The 16,583-nt window shown below is 37.4% G+C and carries 10 protein-coding genes; 8 read left to right on the top strand and 2 right to left on the bottom strand.

Annotated features, from left to right (window positions below; all coding sequences use genetic code 11):
- Positions 1-314 precede the first annotated feature (314 nt).
- Genes CC92_RS0108410 through CC92_RS0108395 form a run of 4 tightly spaced genes read left to right on the top strand, consistent with a single transcriptional unit; the run spans position 315 to position 3,233 of the window.
- On the top strand, positions 315-1,250 hold the full coding sequence (locus CC92_RS0108410; RefSeq protein WP_029503340.1) for a M14 family metallopeptidase: 936 nt from the start codon (positions 315-317) through the stop codon (positions 1,248-1,250).
- Positions 1,251-2,186 carry a M14 family metallopeptidase gene (locus CC92_RS0108405; protein ID WP_029503341.1) on the top strand — a complete coding sequence of 312 codons (936 nt, stop codon included), beginning with the start codon at positions 1,251-1,253 and terminating at the stop codon, positions 2,184-2,186. It begins immediately after the preceding gene.
- A gap of 19 nt (positions 2,187-2,205) precedes the next feature.
- On the top strand, positions 2,206-2,928 hold the full coding sequence (locus tag CC92_RS0108400) for an AzlC family ABC transporter permease (protein ID WP_029503343.1): 723 nt from the start codon (positions 2,206-2,208) through the stop codon (positions 2,926-2,928).
- Complete coding sequence (locus CC92_RS0108395) at positions 2,925-3,233, top strand: AzlD domain-containing protein (RefSeq protein WP_029503344.1); 309 nt, start codon at positions 2,925-2,927, stop codon at positions 3,231-3,233. The genes CC92_RS0108400 and CC92_RS0108395 overlap by 4 nt, the downstream gene beginning before the upstream one ends.
- 228 nt (positions 3,234-3,461) lie before the next feature.
- Here the strand turns inward: CC92_RS0108395 and CC92_RS0108390 are convergent, their stop codons facing one another.
- Both CC92_RS0108390 and CC92_RS0108385 read right to left on the bottom strand, forming a co-directional pair.
- Positions 3,462-4,352, bottom strand: a complete 891-nt coding sequence (locus CC92_RS0108390) for a LysR family transcriptional regulator (protein WP_029503345.1) — start codon at positions 4,350-4,352, stop codon at positions 3,462-3,464.
- A gap of 229 nt (positions 4,353-4,581) precedes the next feature.
- Positions 4,582-5,544 (bottom strand): phospho-N-acetylmuramoyl-pentapeptide-transferase, encoded by a 963-nt coding sequence (locus CC92_RS0108385; protein ID WP_029503346.1) that lies wholly within the window; start codon positions 5,542-5,544, stop codon positions 4,582-4,584.
- Between the two features lie 383 nt (positions 5,545-5,927).
- Between CC92_RS0108385 and CC92_RS0108380 the strand changes: the two genes are divergently transcribed.
- The 4 genes from CC92_RS0108380 (at position 5,928) to ilvB (ending at position 16,026) form a co-directional block, all read left to right on the top strand.
- Positions 5,928-9,812, top strand: coding sequence for a phosphoribosylformylglycinamidine synthase subunit PurQ (locus CC92_RS0108380; protein ID WP_029503348.1), 3,885 nt, complete (start codon positions 5,928-5,930; stop codon positions 9,810-9,812).
- A 560-nt stretch (positions 9,813-10,372) separates the two neighbouring features.
- Positions 10,373-11,596, top strand: coding sequence for a peptidase T (gene pepT, locus CC92_RS0108375; RefSeq protein WP_029503349.1), 1,224 nt, complete (start codon positions 10,373-10,375; stop codon positions 11,594-11,596).
- An 867-nt stretch (positions 11,597-12,463) separates the two neighbouring features.
- On the top strand, positions 12,464-14,137 hold the full coding sequence (gene ilvD, locus CC92_RS0108365) for a dihydroxy-acid dehydratase (protein ID WP_029503351.1): 1,674 nt from the start codon (positions 12,464-12,466) through the stop codon (positions 14,135-14,137).
- 206 nt (positions 14,138-14,343) lie between these two features.
- A complete protein-coding gene (gene ilvB / locus CC92_RS0108360) occupies positions 14,344-16,026 on the top strand; it encodes a biosynthetic-type acetolactate synthase large subunit (protein ID WP_029503352.1) in 1,683 nt (560 codons plus the stop codon).
- Positions 16,027-16,583: the final 557 nt, after the last annotated feature.

The following is a 16,583-nucleotide window of genomic DNA, read 5'->3' as shown; positions in this document are numbered from 1 at the left end:
GCTGTAAAGAATAAATAAGGAAAGAGTCTTGGTATGTTAGCGGGAATAGAGCTAGTATGCTTAGACTTTTTTTATATATAGGAAATTGCATCGTAATTTTCTATATATTAAAACTTTCGAAGGGATGCATACTCACCCTACGGGGTTGCTAATATTTTCTTTGGTTTTTTGCTTCCTTTGTTCTAAATTAGTATGGTTTCAAGGGATTTACTTTACTGTATAATTGTAGTACAATGAAATGAAATTTCAATAAATACTATTACAAGGTAATGCTTTAAAGCGTTAAGATATACCTACAGAAGGGATGTGTAAAGATGGTAAAAACAGTAGTTTCGGTAGGTCTGCCAGTATTAGAAACGATGCACATTAAAAAGAATCATTTAGAACCAGAGAATAAAAAGGGGAATGAAAAAAGAATTTGTATTGTAACAGGAGTTCACGGTGATGAACTTGAAGGTCAGTACATATGTTATGAATTGATCCGCCGTATTAGGGAAGAAAATGAATTCTTAACTGGTATTGTGGATGTCTATCCGTGTGTAAATCCGTTGGGGATGGAGTCAATTACAAGAAGAATACCAACCTTTGATTTGGATATGAATCGAAGCTTCCCAGGAGATATGGATGGTGATATGTCCGAATATGTAGCTGCAAAGCTTGTAGAAGATCTTGAGGGAGCAGATTTTTGTGTGGATCTGCATGCGAGCAATATCTTTTTAAGAGAAATTCCACAGGTTCGACTTGATAAGCAGCATGAAGAAAGTCTATTAGAATATGCAAAGCTATTAAATACAGACTTTATCTGGGTTCATTCTTCACCAACAGTAGAACCTGCAAGCCTTTATCATAGCCTAAATCAAAATGGGGTACCAACGTTAAGTATTGAGATGGGAGTTGGTATGAGAATTACAAAGGAGTTCGGAGATCAGATCTTAGAGGGTATTTTTTGCCTGATGCATAAGCTTGGTATTTGGAATGGGTCTGTGATAACGCCAAAGACTTCGGTAATCTCCTCCGATCGTGATAAAGTGACTTTAATACATGCCGAAGCTTCCGGAATCTTTTTGCCATGTGTAGAACACCTGATGGATATCAAAGCTGGAGATGTAGTCGGAAATATTGTGGATAGTCTTAATGGTACGGTTGTTCAACACATTATAGCTCCTTGTGATGGAGTCGTGTTTACATTAAGGGAATACCCTGTTGTTTATGATGGTTCCCTAATTGCTAGAATCCTAGGAGGGGTGTAAATGTTTCAGGAAATAATTCATACGGTAAAAAGTCCTTTTCGTGATGACATGCACATAGTTGGTTTTCGTTTTGGTAAGGGAGAAAAGGCAGCATGTATCGTGGGACCGACAAGAGGAAATGAGATACAACAGTTATATATCTGTTCTCAGTTGGTTAAGGAGTTGACTAGACTAGAAAAAATCGGAGCAATTTTAAATAACAATGAAATTATGGTAATTCCGACGTTGAACCAATCCAGTATTAACATTGAGAAACGTTTCTGGGCGATGGATAAGTCTGATATTAATCGCATGTTCCCGGGAGATAACAGCGGTGAAACTACGGAACGTATTGCAGGTGGAGTATTTAAGGCAGTGGAAGGATATAGTTATGGTATTCAGTTTGCAAGCTTTCACACTCCGGGTGAATTTATTCCTCATGTTAGAATGATGGAAACAGGTCATCAAAGTACTAGCCTTGCGAATCTATTTGGGTTACCTTATGTACTGACTAAAAAGCCTCATCCTTTTGATACAGGAACTCTAAACTATTGCTGGCAGGTAAATGGAACGAATGCATTTTCGGTATACACCCCAGCAACGAGTAGTATTGACGAAAAGTCTGCAAGACAGGCGGTATCTTCCGTCCTTCGATTCTTGACACGCATGGGAATCATCAAGTATAACTGTCATAGTGGTTATATCGCAAGTATTGTGGAAGAAGAGTCATTAATGCCGATTAAAACAGATGTTTCAGGAATCTATCGACCTCTTAGAAAACCAGGGGAAGAAGTAAAGTTTGGTGATGTCTTAGCAGAAGTAGTAGATCCGATTGAAGGAGAAGTAATCTCACAAATTATAGCTCCAAGCGATGGAATTATCTTCTTTGCTCATAGTAAACCTTTGGTGATACAAAATTGCATTGTATATAAAATAATAAGAAGATTACACGAATAAAACAAAGGAAAATAGTACAATGAATATTGATAGTAAGAGAGATCTTCAATATGGTTTCAAACGGGGATTGCCAATTGCAATTGGTTATCTGCCAGTGTCCTTTACGTTTGGGCTTATGGCGGTAAACGGTGGATTACCGGTATGGTTAGCTATTTTTATTTCTTTGTCAAATCTGACCTCTGCAGGACAGTTTGCAGGAACGAATTTAATTTTTGCTGGGGCAGGATTATTTGAAATAGGTTTCACCACATTTATTATTAACATACGATATATGCTAATGTCTTTATCGCTATCTCAAAAGATAGATTCTAAAATTGGAGTATGGAATCGCCTCATTTTTTCTTTTGGTATTACAGATGAGACATTTAGCGTAGCTTCTATGGAGCAGAGAAAGTTAAGCAGTGCATATATGTTTGGATTAATTAGTAGTCCTATTGTCGGCTGGAGTCTTGGCACTGCGCTAGGAGCTATGATATGTACAGCACTGCCACAAAGTTTGGCAGATGCAATGGGAATTGCTCTTTATGGAATGTTTATTGCTATCATTATTCCTCCAGCAAGAAAATCTAAGCCTGTAGTTGTTATTTTACTGCTCTCCATTTTTATACATTACTGTTTACGATATATCCCTGCCTTTTCCTTTATTTCATCCGGCTTTAAGGTGGTTATAGCGACTGTTCTTTCCGCAGGAATTGGGGCGATTTTATTTCCTATGGAGGATAAGAAGGAGGAAAGTGTATGAAGATAGAAAAGGCACTTTTAGCAGTAATCATTATGGCGCTCGTAACCTATATACCAAGAGCCTTGCCAATTGCAGTTTTTCGTAAAGAAATAAAATCAGCACGTATCAAGTCTTTTTTAAATTACGTTCCCTATGCAGTATTAGGAGCACTCACATTTCCGGATGTATTTGAATCTACAGGTAATGTAATAACTGCGGTGTGTGGAACAATCGTAGCGTTTCTTTTAGCATATTATAAAAGAAGTTTGGTGGTAGTAGCAGCTGGAGCTATAATCACTGTATTCATTACGGGGTTATTTTTCTAAAGTAACAGGCTAATTATAGCGACATCGAAATCAAGATGTAAAGTTTATATTTATATCATTCTTAAATAATCGTTCTTAAATAATCGTTCTATGAATAGGAAAAATTTAATGAATAAGAAAAACAGGTGATCTATGTTTTCGATTGTAACCGAAAACATAGATCACCTGTTTAGCTTAAACCACCTGTATAGATTTATTATCTGTTTATACTTTTATTGAAAATACTTTCTATAGCTTGTCTAGCATTAATTTAATAAAAAATTGTGCAGGTTCTGATAATGGTAAGGTATCATCGTAAGCTGCGACTAATTTTCGTTCCGGCATTTCTTCCATTGTTTCAATTGTAATTAGCTCAGAAGGGCTTATGTTATTAATACAAAAATCTGGTACAAAAGCAATACCGAGACCGATTTTCGCTAAGTCAATCAATAAATCATTACTGCTAAGTTCGATAGCAGGCACCAAATCCAAGGAATGCTGTAAAAATAAATTATGGAGGAAAGCGCTTGTAGTAGAGAGTTTAGTTAACATAAGGATAGGTAACCTTTGAAGCTCTGCTAGCGTAAGTTTACGATTTGCCAGTGGAAAGGCATCTGGCTTTGCAACAAAAACATCACGAAAGGTGGTAATGTCCTGAATATTTAAATTATTATTTAGAGCAGAATTCGGGGAATTCGCAACGATTAAGTCCACTTGATTTGTTTCAAGTAATTCTGCACACTTGAGTGAGGTACCGTTAATAATACGGATATGTACCTCGGGATAGGATTTGTGAAATTTGTTAAGGTAAGGCACTAAGAAATATCGACAAATCGTATCGCTTGCGGCAATTCGTAATTGCATGCCACCGGCTGGAGTAGAATTTAAGATTTGGTTCTCACCACGGCTGATTAAATTAATCGCTGGTTCGATGTGCTTAAAAAGCATCTCACCTTCTTTGGTAAGACTTACTCTTTTTGTGCTTCGTATAAAGAGAACCTGATTCAGACGTTTTTCTAATACTTTTACCGATTGACTGACCGCCGATTGTGAGATGAATAACTCAGCAGCAGCCTCACTAAAGCTTAGTGTTTTCGCAACATAATAGAATACTTTATATAACTCGTAATTAATATCCAATGCGCCTTCTCCTTTCTGTTCCTGTGTTATAGGGTAGTAATTCTATACCTATTCTTTTAAAATCCAATGTGAATAATAATTCCCATCGATGTAGAATTCATAGTACGTACGTATCGAAGCCTACTTTATAAATTTACACTGCTGGCAGTATATTTGTAAGTAGGATTAAATTAACGTTGAAATAATTCCTTATCCGTAATAATATATAGGTTTATTATTATGAATCTTACTATAAAAACATATAAAGGGTAACAAAGGATACCATAGCTTGGATGATAATAAAACGAAATACAGTCTGTGTATCCGACCAACCTAATTTTTTTCTAACATGATCATGAATCGGTGTTCTTGTATTTGCTAGGATCTTAATCTTGAAGAAACGTAGAAGAGCAACCTTAACTAAGCCAAGACCTCCGTCAATGATAAATACAATGGCAGCAGGGATGAAAAGTAATGGGCTACCTGTTTTGAGGGCAATCACCGCAATAAACAATCCAATTGCTCTGGAGCCAGCATCTCCCATTAACAACTTACTTGGAGAGGCATTAAACCATAAGTAACCAAGGATACATGCAATCATGATAAGGGAGATTAAACCATAATCTTGGTTGTCTATAATAGAAACAAAAACAAGATAGAAAGTAAAGATTGTAGCGATACCAATGCTTCCACTAAGCCCGTCTACTCCATCGGTACAATTGGTTACATTAATTGATACCCAGATTAACAGCATTGCAAGTAACACATAGAGAACAGGATTGAGTTCAATTGAGGATCCAGTAGTTAAAAATGTTAAAGTGCTACCATTAAAATTCACATAAGTAACGGCACATACAAGTGCAATGACTAAGTCAATGAACCCTTTTTTATATTCACCCCAAGGGGCTTTGGAGCTATCATCTAAATAACCACTCATCATAGCAGCAATAATCATGAGTAGATAAATAATAAGTTCTCTGGTGATTGGAACAAATAGCAAGGTAGCTACAACGAATACTAAGATAAAAACTAGTCCTGCACCGCGAGGTTTTCCTTGAGATAGACCACCGTTTACCGCGTAAGCTCTTCCACCGTCCCTTGGCAGAATGTTCTGAAGTACCTTGAGTAAGATACATGTAATTAAAAAAGCTAGCAATAACCCTACAAAAGTTATACTTTTGCCTGACAAGTTATCAAAAATTGAGTAAAGCATATGATTTCCTCCGAGTATTCCACAAAAATTCTAGACCACGCATGCTAGCTTCATCACCTACAATTACTGTTTGAGTGAGCTAGTTTATAGCGTTTTAGACTAGATAAAATAGTCATACAATTTTAAGGTATACTTTATTTTACACTATAAAATTGTATACATATTGTACACTAGACAGGAAAGATTGTCTAGTGCACTGTCTTATTGACTGAAAGTTAAACAGAACTTAATCCTGATAATTTACTAGTTGGCTTTATTAGTTCACCTAATGAAATATTTCATATATATTAATTTCATTTATAAATACGCCTATGCTATAATAAATATAACCAAAAAAGATGAAGTATACACAAAAACCTAGAAAAATATACGGAGGTAATGACGTGGGAAGTGTCAAAAGAGTATATGTAGAGAAAAAAGTACCTTATGCAGTGCGTGCAAAAGAGCTAAAAGAAGAGCTTAGAAGTTATTTAGGGCTTAAGACACTAACAGATGTGCGTGTTTTAATCCGTTATGATATAGAGAATGTAAGTGAGGAAACCTATCAAAAGGCACTTGGTACTGTGTTTTCAGAACCTCCGATCGATGAATTATTTGAAGAGAAGTTTCCATATGAAAAAGAGGATAAAGTATTCTCTGTGGAGTATCTTCCAGGACAATTTGACCAACGTGCAGATTCTGCTGAGCAATGTGTTAAGTTGTTAAATGAAAAAGAAGAGCCTGTCATTCATTCTGCGACTACTTATGTATTAAGTGGTACTTTAGCAGAAGAAGATTTTGAGCGTATCAAGCAATATTGTATTAATCCTGTGGATTCCAGGGAAACAGACGAAGTAAAACCAGATACTTTAATTACAGAGTTTGAGGTACCAGAAGACGTTCCTTACTTAACTGGATTTCAAAACATGGGGGATTCTGAGTTTCATTCTTTATATGAATCACTAAATTTAGCAATGACCTATGCTGATTTTAAGCATATTCAGAATTATTTTGCTAAGGAAGAAAAGAGAGATCCATCTGTTACCGAAATTCGTGTATTAGATACCTACTGGTCAGATCATTGTCGTCATACTACCTTCTTAACAGAACTAACCAAGGTAGACTTTGAAGAAGGTTTTTATAAGGATCCAATTAAGACTGCATATGAAGATTATAAAGCAAATAGAAAACTTCTTTATAAAGATAGAAAAGATAAGTACATTTCATTAATGGACATTGCTTTACTTGCAATGAAGAAGCTGAAGGCAGATGGCAAGCTTGAAGATATGGAAGTTTCCGATGAAATCAATGCTTGTTCTATTGTAGTGCCGGTTGAAATCGATGGCAAGACAGAAGAATGGCTGGTATTCTTTAAGAATGAAACGCATAATCATCCAACAGAAATTGAACCATTTGGTGGAGCCGCAACCTGTCTAGGTGGAGCAATTCGTGATCCATTATCTGGTCGTGGTTATGTGTATCAGGCAATGAGAGTAACCGGAGCAGCAGATCCAACAGTATCCATAAAGGATACGCTACAGGGTAAGCTTCCACAAAGAAAAATTGTAACAGGAGCTGCCAAAGGTTATAGCTCCTATGGAAATCAGATAGGTCTAGCAACTGGTTTAGTAGATGAAATCTATCATCCAAATTATGTAGCAAAACGTATGGAAATTGGCGCTGTTATGGGTGCTGCACCAAGAAAGAATGTTATCCGTGAGAATTCTGATCCAGGTGATGTCATCATCTTGATGGGTGGACGTACAGGGCGTGATGGTTGTGGTGGTGCTACCGGATCTTCCAAGGTACACACTACAGAGTCCATTCACACTTGTGGTGCAGAGGTACAGAAAGGAAATGCACCAACCGAGCGTAAGTTACAAAGATTATTCCGTAGAGAAGAGGTTTCTAAGCTAATTAAGAAATGTAATGACTTTGGTGCTGGTGGTGTTTCCGTTGCAATTGGAGAATTAGCAGATGGACTTATAATTGATTTAGATAAGGTTCCTAAGAAGTATGCAGGATTAGATGGAACAGAGCTTGCAATCTCAGAATCTCAGGAACGTATGGCTATCGTTGTAGATAAAAAAGATGTAAAGCAAATGCTTCTTTTTGCAGAAGAGGAAAATCTAGAAGCTGTTGAAGTAGCAGTGGTTACAGAAGAACCTAGATTAGTACTTCGTTGGCGCGGTAAGGTAATTGTAGATATCTCAAGAGAATTTTTAAATACCAACGGTGCTCACCAGGAGGCAACTGCGGTTGTAACGATGCCTAAGGAAGAAGAGAATTACTTTAAATCTGGTGCCTTCTATCCAGCTGCAAGTACTGGAAAGATAAGTGGTGAAAGTTTAGTAACTGCCTCTTCCATAGAAGAAACTTCGAATACACAAAATTCGAGAGAAATAAGAGAAAAAGCTAATAAATCAATCAAAGAACAGTGGTTATCCATGCTTTCTGACCTTAATATCTGTTCCAAAAAAGGTTTAGTAGAGATGTTTGATAGCTCAATCGGAGCCGCCACTGTGACAATGCCGTACGGTGGGAAATATCAATTAACACCTGTCCAGACGATGATTGCAAAGCTTCCGGTTCTTCACGGTGCATGCGATACTGTAACGATGATGAGTTATGGTTATGATCCATACCTAAGTAGCTGGAGTCCTTTCCATGGTGCAGTTTATGCAGTAATCTCGTCGGTTGCTAAAATCGTAGCAGCAGGTGGTGACCATAAAAAGATTCGTTTTACCTTCCAGGAGTATTTCAGAAGACTTGGTGATGATGCACGCCGATGGGGGGAACCATTAACAGCATTACTGGGTGCTTATGATGCTCAGATGAAGCTAGGTCTTCCATCTATTGGTGGTAAGGATAGTATGTCAGGTACCTTCAATGACATTGATGTTCCACCTACCCTAGTTTCCTTTGCTGTTGATGTTGCGAAAGCTAACGAGGTAGTAACTCCTGAATTAAAGAAGACTGGTAATCGTTTAATACGTTTCTCAATAAAAAAAGATGCCTATGAATTGCCAGCATATGAACAATTACAAAATCTATATGAGACTATAACTAAGTTAATTCATGAGAAGGTAATTGTATCGGCGTATGCTCTAGGTGCTAAGGGTATAGCAGAAAGTGTGTCTAAGATGGCATTTGGAAATCAGTTAGGGGTAAACTTTAATGCTAATCTTACAGAAACTGATTTATTTGGGCCTGCTTACGGAGATATTGTAGCTGAAATAAGTGAAGCAGATTTAGCAAAGATAGATTCAGTCAATATTTCGTATCAGATGGTAGGTACAGTTACTGAGTCTCACACCTTTACCTATAAAGAAATGTCTATTACGATAGATGAAGCATTATCTGCATGGTCAAACACCTTAGAAAAGGTATTTCCAACTCGTTCTAATATGGTCGGGGAAATGGAAAAAGAGAAGGTTCCATGTACTTTATTTGATGCAAAGACTATTTATACGGCAAAGAATAAGATAGCAAAGCCTAAAGTATTTATACCGGTGTTCCCGGGAACAAACTGTGAATATGACAGCTTACGTGCTTTCGAGCTAGCTGGTGCAGAGGTTAATACAGTAGTATTTAAGAACTTAGACGAGAGAAATATTAAAGAGTCTGTCGATGCTTTTGAAAAAGCGATTAAGGAAGCGCAGATCTTAATGTTCCCAGGTGGATTTTCAGCTGGTGATGAGCCAGATGGATCTGGTAAGTTTATCGCTACAGCTTTCCGAAATGTTCGCATTAGTGATGCAGTCAATGACCTATTGAAAATAAAAGATGGCTTAGTACTTGGTATCTGTAATGGGTTCCAGGCAGTGATTAAACTTGGTCTAGTTCCATATGGTGAGATTATGCCACAGACAGCTGATTCACCAACCTTGGCGATGAATAATATTGGACGCCATATATCGAAATCGGTATATACCAAAGTAGTATCCAATAAATCTCCTTGGTTAATGAAAGCGGAGCTTGGCGGAGTTTACTCCATTCCTGCATCTCATGGAGAAGGACGCTTTGTTGCGAATGAAGAGTGGCTAAAAAAACTTGCTACTAATGGACAGATTGCTACTCAGTATGTTGATGTTAGTGGAAATCCAACGATGGAAGAAGACTTTAATCCAAACGGTTCCTATTATGCAATTGAAGGTATCACAAGTCCAGATGGCCGAGTTCTTGGTAAGATGGCTCACTCCGAACGTCGTGGAGACGGTGTGGCTTTAAATATCTATGGAAATCAGAATCAGAATATATTTGAGTCTGGTGTCTCCTATTTTAAATAATATTACTTAAATAACCTTTCAATGAGTTAATTCTTAAAAATAATTTATGAGTAAATGATTTCTTTGTATCTTTACTTGCAAGTGCAAGAAATCATAGGGAGATACAAAAGAGGAGTATTTGATATAAGGTAACATATAAAAAAGAAGCTAGTATCAGTTAGGGAACTGATACTAGGGTTGTTCGTGGAGAGTAGAGAGTAATCATAAAGCTGTTGTAACGCTGTTTCTTCAAGGGAGAGGTAGCGATTACAATAGCTTTTTTAAGTTTTTATCATAGAAATATAGTAAATTGCTTCGTGACTTAGCTTTATCTTCTTGTAAATCACCATAATTTATAGTATAAAAGGATTATCTCGATAACGACAGTTTGCTTGCGAAGACTAAGAAAATGTAGTAAAATTTACATACAAGTTAAATTACAAACTGGTGAGACATAGGAGAGAAAGATTTTGCTTATACTATAGGAAATATGTCTATGGAAACACCATAAAAAGTCGTATCTCCGTTTCCAATTGGAACGGTAATTAAAAAGGCGATTAGACGCCAGAATAGAGGTTAATATGTCTAATGTATTAGAACGTTTTTTAACATATGTTAGTTATCACACAACATCAGAAGATGATCAAGAATCGGTTCCTAGTACCGATAGGCAATGGGTACTTGCAAAGGCCTTAGAACAGGAATTAAAAGCGTTAGGTGCTACGAATGTTCGAATGAGTGAACATTGTTATGTGTATGCTACAATTCCAGCTACTACAACGAAGAAAGTACCTGTCCTTGGATTTGTTGCGCATATGGATACTTCTCCAGCTATCAGCGGTGAAAATGTTAAGCCTAGGGTAGTGAAGAACTATGATGGCGGAGATATTGTATTAAATGAAGAGTTAGGAATTGTAATGTCACCAAAACAATTTCCAAAGCTTAAGAATAATGAGGGCGAAGACTTGGTGGTAACGGACGGAACCACTTTGCTTGGTGCCGATGATAAAGCAGGTATTGCAGAGATTATGACAATGGTAGAGTACTTGTTAACTCATCCGGAAATCGAACATGGAACCATTCAGATTGGTTTTACCCCTGACGAAGAAGTTGGTCGCGGAGTAGATTTTTTTGATGTGGAAGGCTTTGGAGCAGATTTTGCGTATACCGTAGATGGAAGTACACTTGGCGAGATCGAATACGAGAACTTCAATGCAGCAGGCGCTAAGTTAAAAGTAAGAGGAACCAGCATTCATCCAGGTAGTGCAAAGGGGAAAATGAAGAATGCTGTGTTACTTGGTATGGAGTTTCATCAGATGCTTCCAGTATCTGAAAACCCTGCATACACAGAAGGCTATGAAGGATTTTATCATCTTGATAAGATAGAGGGATCTGTGGATGCTGCAACACTTCATTATATTATCAGAGATCACAATAAAGAGAAGTTTGAAGAAAAGAAGAAGTTATTTAAAAGAGCTTGCGAATTTTTAAATGAGAAGTATGGGAAAGATACCTTTACCGCAGAGATCAAAGATAACTATTATAATATGAAAGAAAAAGTAGAACCACATATGCATTTAATTGAACGTGCGAAAGAGGCTATGGAGGTATTAGATATAACTCCAAATATCGTTCCAATTCGCGGTGGTACCGATGGAGCCCGTTTGTCCTTTATGGGACTTCCTTGTCCAAATCTTTGCACTGGTGGCGAAAACTATCATGGTCGCTATGAGTATGTTTCTATCAATGCGATGGAGAAGGTGGTTGAACTTTTAGTGAAGATAATTGAATTATATGCCAAATAGAGACTGACGTTTCAAAGGCGTAAGAAAAGTATTGTAAAAAGAGTTAAGAAAGTAGAATTATTAGTAGCTTTCTTAACTCTTTTAAGTTATAACGAGGGTTTGAACAAGTGATAAAAGTTATAGCTACCATAAAATAATAATATTGAAAAGATAGTTGACTTTAAATTAAAGTTCTGCTAGACTAAAGTGCAATACAATCAGAAATTTTAAACAGTTAAATAGTTACAATTGGATACATAAATCAATAGTTTAAAGGCATTGATGAGGAGGAGTACTTACGGAATCGAAGCAAAGAGAGAAGACGGCGGGTGAAAGTCTTCGTGAGATTCGTAGCATTGGCGAAAGGAAACTAACAGCCATGTGGTACAGGAATGAAATCCAATGTACCGGGAAGTAGCCTCGGAGCTTTGAACCGAACAGTAGTTACTTAGTAGGCTTCAACGGATGTCCACCGTTAAAAGGAAACGGTATTGGTTCTGCTTAATGAAGAGTGGCCTGTACCGTAGAGAGCAGAAGAAATTCTGAATTTAGGTGGTACCACGGATATTACGTTCGCCCTAAGCATACTTGCTTATGGCGGGCGTTTTTTTATACTTTAGATATCGGTTTTATATTCAAGCATAGCAATTGAGTCCTTATAAGTTTCAGTTAAAACGTAGTGACTGATCAGAGAATGGGATTGTAATAATGCTTGTAGGAAGTAGGGAAGAGAATAGTTATAAGAGATAATGAAAGAAATATATAAAAAGAACTATGTAAAAGAAATTAGTAAAAAGAAGTTAGTGAACTTAGTAAAAGAAATTAGTAAAAAGAAGTTACTTAAAGAAGTTAGTAAAAAGAAATTACAAGAAAGAAAGGTGTGAAAGTATGAAAAGTGATGCAGTAACCAAAGGGATGCAGCAGGCACCTCATAGATCTTTATTTAATGCTTTGGGATTAACCAAGGAAGAGTTAGAAAAGCCACTTATTGGTATAGTAAGTTCTTATAATGAAATTGTACCAGGACATATGAATCTCGATAAGATAGTGGAAGCCGTAAAATTAGGGGTTGCGATGGCGGGTGGAACTCCTATCGTATTCCCAGCAATTGCAGTTTGTGACGGGATTGCTATGGGACATATCGGAATGAAATATTCTCTAGTAACAAGAGATTTAATTGCAGATTCCACAGAGGCAATGGCTATGGCACACAGTTTTGATGCATTAGTCATGGTTCCTAACTGTGATAAGAATGTTCCAGGCTTACTGATGGCAGCAGCAAGAGTAAATATCCCAACCATATTCGTAAGTGGTGGACCAATGCTTGCAGGCCGTGTCCACGGTGAGAAGAGAAGCCTTAGTAGTATGTTTGAAGCAGTTGGTGCACATGCTGCGGGTAAGATGTCAGAAGAGGAAGTAACTGAATTTGAAAATAAAGTATGCCCAACCTGCGGTTCCTGCTCTGGCATGTATACAGCAAACAGTATGAACTGTTTAACCGAAGCCTTAGGAATGGGACTTAGAGGGAATGGTACAATTCCAGCAGTATACTCTGAACGTATTCGACTTGCTAAGCATGCAGGTATGAAGATTATGGAACTTCTTGAGAAAAATATACGTCCGAGAGATATTATGTCCGAGAAGGCTTTTCTCAACGCTCTTGCAATTGACATGGCATTAGGATGTTCCACAAATAGTATGTTACATCTACCAGCAATTGCTCATGAGGCAGGAGTTGATCTGAATGTAGATATTGCAAATGAAATCAGCGCAAAGACTCCAAACCTATGTCACCTTGCACCGGCTGGTCATACTTATATGGAGGATTTAAACGAAGCTGGCGGTGTCTATGCTGTAATGAATGAACTTGATAAGAAGGGATTATTATATACGGACTTAATTACTTGTACGGGTAAGACCATAAAGGAAAACATTGAAGGTTGCGTAAATAAAGATCCAGACACCATTCGTCCAATTGAAAATCCATATAGTCAAACCGGTGGAATTGCAGTGTTAAAGGGAAATCTAGCACCGGATTCAGCAGTCGTAAAACGCTCTGCTGTAGCGCCTGAGATGATGGTACATGAAGGGCCTGCAAGAGTTTTTGATTGTGAAGAGGATGCAATTGAAGCAATTAAAGGCGGAAAAATTGTTGCTGGAGATGTGGTTGTCATACGTTATGAAGGTCCAAAAGGCGGTCCTGGTATGAGAGAAATGTTAAATCCTACATCAGCTATCGCTGGTATGGGACTTGGCTCCTCCGTAGCATTAATTACCGATGGTCGTTTCTCTGGTGCATCCAGAGGAGCATCTATAGGTCATGTATCACCGGAAGCAGCGGTTGGCGGTAATATTGCTCTAGTAGAGGAAGGTGATATAATTAAAATTGATATCACGAATAATTCCTTAAACTTTGTAGTATCAGATGAGGAATTAAAGAGAAGAAGAGCAAATTGGATTCCTAGAGAGCCAAAGATAACAACAGGCTACCTTGCCCGCTATACTGCCATGGTTACTTCGGGAAATCGTGGTGCAATATTAGAAGTTCCACGAGCTAAGTAAGGTAGAGCATAGAGCTTTGGGTAGAGAGCAGATTCATTAGATAAAGTGTTTGTGACTGCACTATGTCCACAAAACTTTGAGTATAAAGGGGTAAGTGTGTAGAGGATTTTTAGGTGAACAAAAGACATAAACTTAGAAATTTGTATTTTAAAACTTCACACGATTGTTTTGAATTAGAAAAATGATACTAGAGAAAGAGGTGCAGTATGTTATTAACCGGTTCGCAAATTTTAATCGAGTGCTTGAAAGAACAAGGCGTTGACACTATATTTGGATATCCAGGTGGTCAGGTGCTTAACATTTATGATGAGCTTTATCGTCATCAAGACGAGATAAAACATATTTTAACTTCCCATGAGCAGGGGGCTTCCCATGCTGCGGATGGCTATGCACGAGCAACTGGTAAAGTCGGTGTATGTCTTGCAACGTCAGGTCCGGGTGCAACAAATTTAGTAACCGGTATTGCTACCGCTTATATGGATTCTGTTCCTATGGTTGCAATCACAGGTAATGTTCCAGTACCTCTTCTTGGGAAGGATAGTTTTCAAGAGGTTGATATTGCTGGAATTACGATGCCAATCACAAAGCATAATTTTATCGTAAAAGATATTACAAAGCTTGCTGATACGGTTCGTCGAGCATTTAAGATAGCAAAGAGTGGAAGACCAGGCCCTGTTCTGGTTGATATTACGAAGGATGTAACAGCGGCAAAATGTGAGTACACAAAGGCTTCTAAAGATGAGATCACCTTTGATGAATATGTAACAGTAACAAGTGAAGATTTGGAGGAAACCCTGACCTTACTTCGTGGATGTAAGAAACCTATGGTATTTGTAGGAGGCGGTGCTGTTATCTCAGGAGCAGAAAGAGAGTTGATGGAGTTTGTAGAGCTCTTAGATTGTCCTGTGACTGATTCTTTGATGGGGAAGGGTGCTTTTCCTGGAGACCATCCAAGGTATACAGGTATGCTTGGAATGCATGGGACAAAAACTTCGAATTTAAGTGTTACGGAATGTGATTTATTTATCGCGATTGGTACGCGTTTTAGCGACCGAGTAACAGGAAATGCTACAAGGTTTGCACAAAATGCAAAGAAGATACATATTGATATCGATCCGGTTGAGATTAACAAGAATGTCATCATTGACAAACGATTGATTGGAGATATAAAAGCAGTGCTTCATTTGATCAATGAGAAATTAGACCAGCAATCGCATGAAGAATGGATGAATAAAGTAGAAGAAAGCAAGAAGAAACATCCATTAACTTATCAAAATAATATATTAACAGGTCCATATATCCTGGAAAAAATTGATGAACTTGTAGGGGAGAATGCTATCATTACAACTGAAGTAGGACAGCATCAGATGTGGGCAGCTCAGTACATCAAATATAGAAAGCCTAGAACATTAATTACTTCTGGCGGTTTAGGAACGATGGGATATGGCCTTGGGGCAAGTCTTGGTGCAAAAGTCGGGATGCCAGATAAGACAGTAATTAATATTGCTGGAGATGGTTGTTTCCGTATGAATATGAACGAGATTGCAACTGCGACACGATACAATATTCCAATTATACAGGTAATATTTAATAACCACGTTCTTGGAATGGTTCGCCAATGGCAAACTCTCTTCTATGGAAGGCGTTATTCTCAAACGATTCTGAATGACAAAGTTGATTTTGTTAAGCTGGCGGAAGCGATGGGGGCAAAAGCTTTCCGAATTACAAAAAAAGAAGAAGTAGAACCTGTATTAAAAGAGGCACTCTCCTTAAACGAACCAGTCGTAATAGATTGCATCATAGATAACGATGATAAAGTTTGGCCAATGGTTGCTCCAGGTGCTGCAATCGAGGAATGCTTTAATGAGGATGATATTAAGGAAAAATAGGTTCTTTCACATTTATAATGAATTGAATTCATAATGCATTTAACTAATTTATTGAATATAGGATAAATAATAAGTTAATGAATAAAATTACATCCTGCATTGTAGAAAAAATTCTACAATGCAGTTTTTTTATTATCCTTTTTTGTCAGAGTAGTTTCATAAAATAGGATAGCATTGGAATATATAAGCCATGCTTATAAATAAGATTAGCTGTAATAATTATAGGAAATACAGCAAAATCAATAATCTTAGGGTTTAGGATTAAATACTAACTATAGTATTATTTTGACCTATAATTACAATATCCTGTGTTTTAGTGCTTGACATGCTAGGTTGTTATTGGTAAAATGAGCGTGTGTTAAGAAAAGTCGACTTGTGTAAATATACATTTTGTGTGATTTAAAGGGTATATTTATTACTTTTATAAGAAACAGCGATAGGGCGCTGTGGATAGTTAGCAATGAAGAGTACGTTTTGTCAGTTTCATTGCTTTACTTGCGTTTAGTTATGATTCAAACAGGGTTACCCTGTTAAGGAGCTAAGCTCCATGAATAAAT

Source organism: Lachnoclostridium phytofermentans, assembly GCF_000733755.1.
Taxonomy (GTDB): domain Bacteria; phylum Bacillota; class Clostridia; order Lachnospirales; family Lachnospiraceae; genus Lachnoclostridium; species Lachnoclostridium phytofermentans_A.
Note: the sequence above shows the minus strand (reverse complement) of the source record. Positions and strands in the feature narration are given on the sequence as shown.

What these genes read in the sequence shown, in the direction of transcription:
- ilvB (WP_029503352.1), top strand. Translation starts at nt 14,344, where the DNA reads ATGTTATTAACCGGTTCGCAAATTTTAATCGAGTGCTTGAAAGAACAA.
- CC92_RS0108385 (WP_029503346.1), bottom strand. Translation starts at nt 5,544, where the DNA reads ATGCTTTACTCAATTTTTGATAACTTGTCAGGCAAAAGTATAACTTTT.
- ilvD (WP_029503351.1), top strand. Translation starts at nt 12,464, where the DNA reads ATGAAAAGTGATGCAGTAACCAAAGGGATGCAGCAGGCACCTCATAGA.
- CC92_RS0108400 (WP_029503343.1), top strand. Translation starts at nt 2,206, where the DNA reads ATGAATATTGATAGTAAGAGAGATCTTCAATATGGTTTCAAACGGGGA.
- pepT (WP_029503349.1), top strand. Translation starts at nt 10,373, where the DNA reads ATGTCTAATGTATTAGAACGTTTTTTAACATATGTTAGTTATCACACA.
- CC92_RS0108405 (WP_029503341.1), top strand. Translation starts at nt 1,251, where the DNA reads ATGTTTCAGGAAATAATTCATACGGTAAAAAGTCCTTTTCGTGATGAC.
- CC92_RS0108395 (WP_029503344.1), top strand. Translation starts at nt 2,925, where the DNA reads ATGAAGATAGAAAAGGCACTTTTAGCAGTAATCATTATGGCGCTCGTA.
- CC92_RS0108410 (WP_029503340.1), top strand. Translation starts at nt 315, where the DNA reads ATGGTAAAAACAGTAGTTTCGGTAGGTCTGCCAGTATTAGAAACGATG.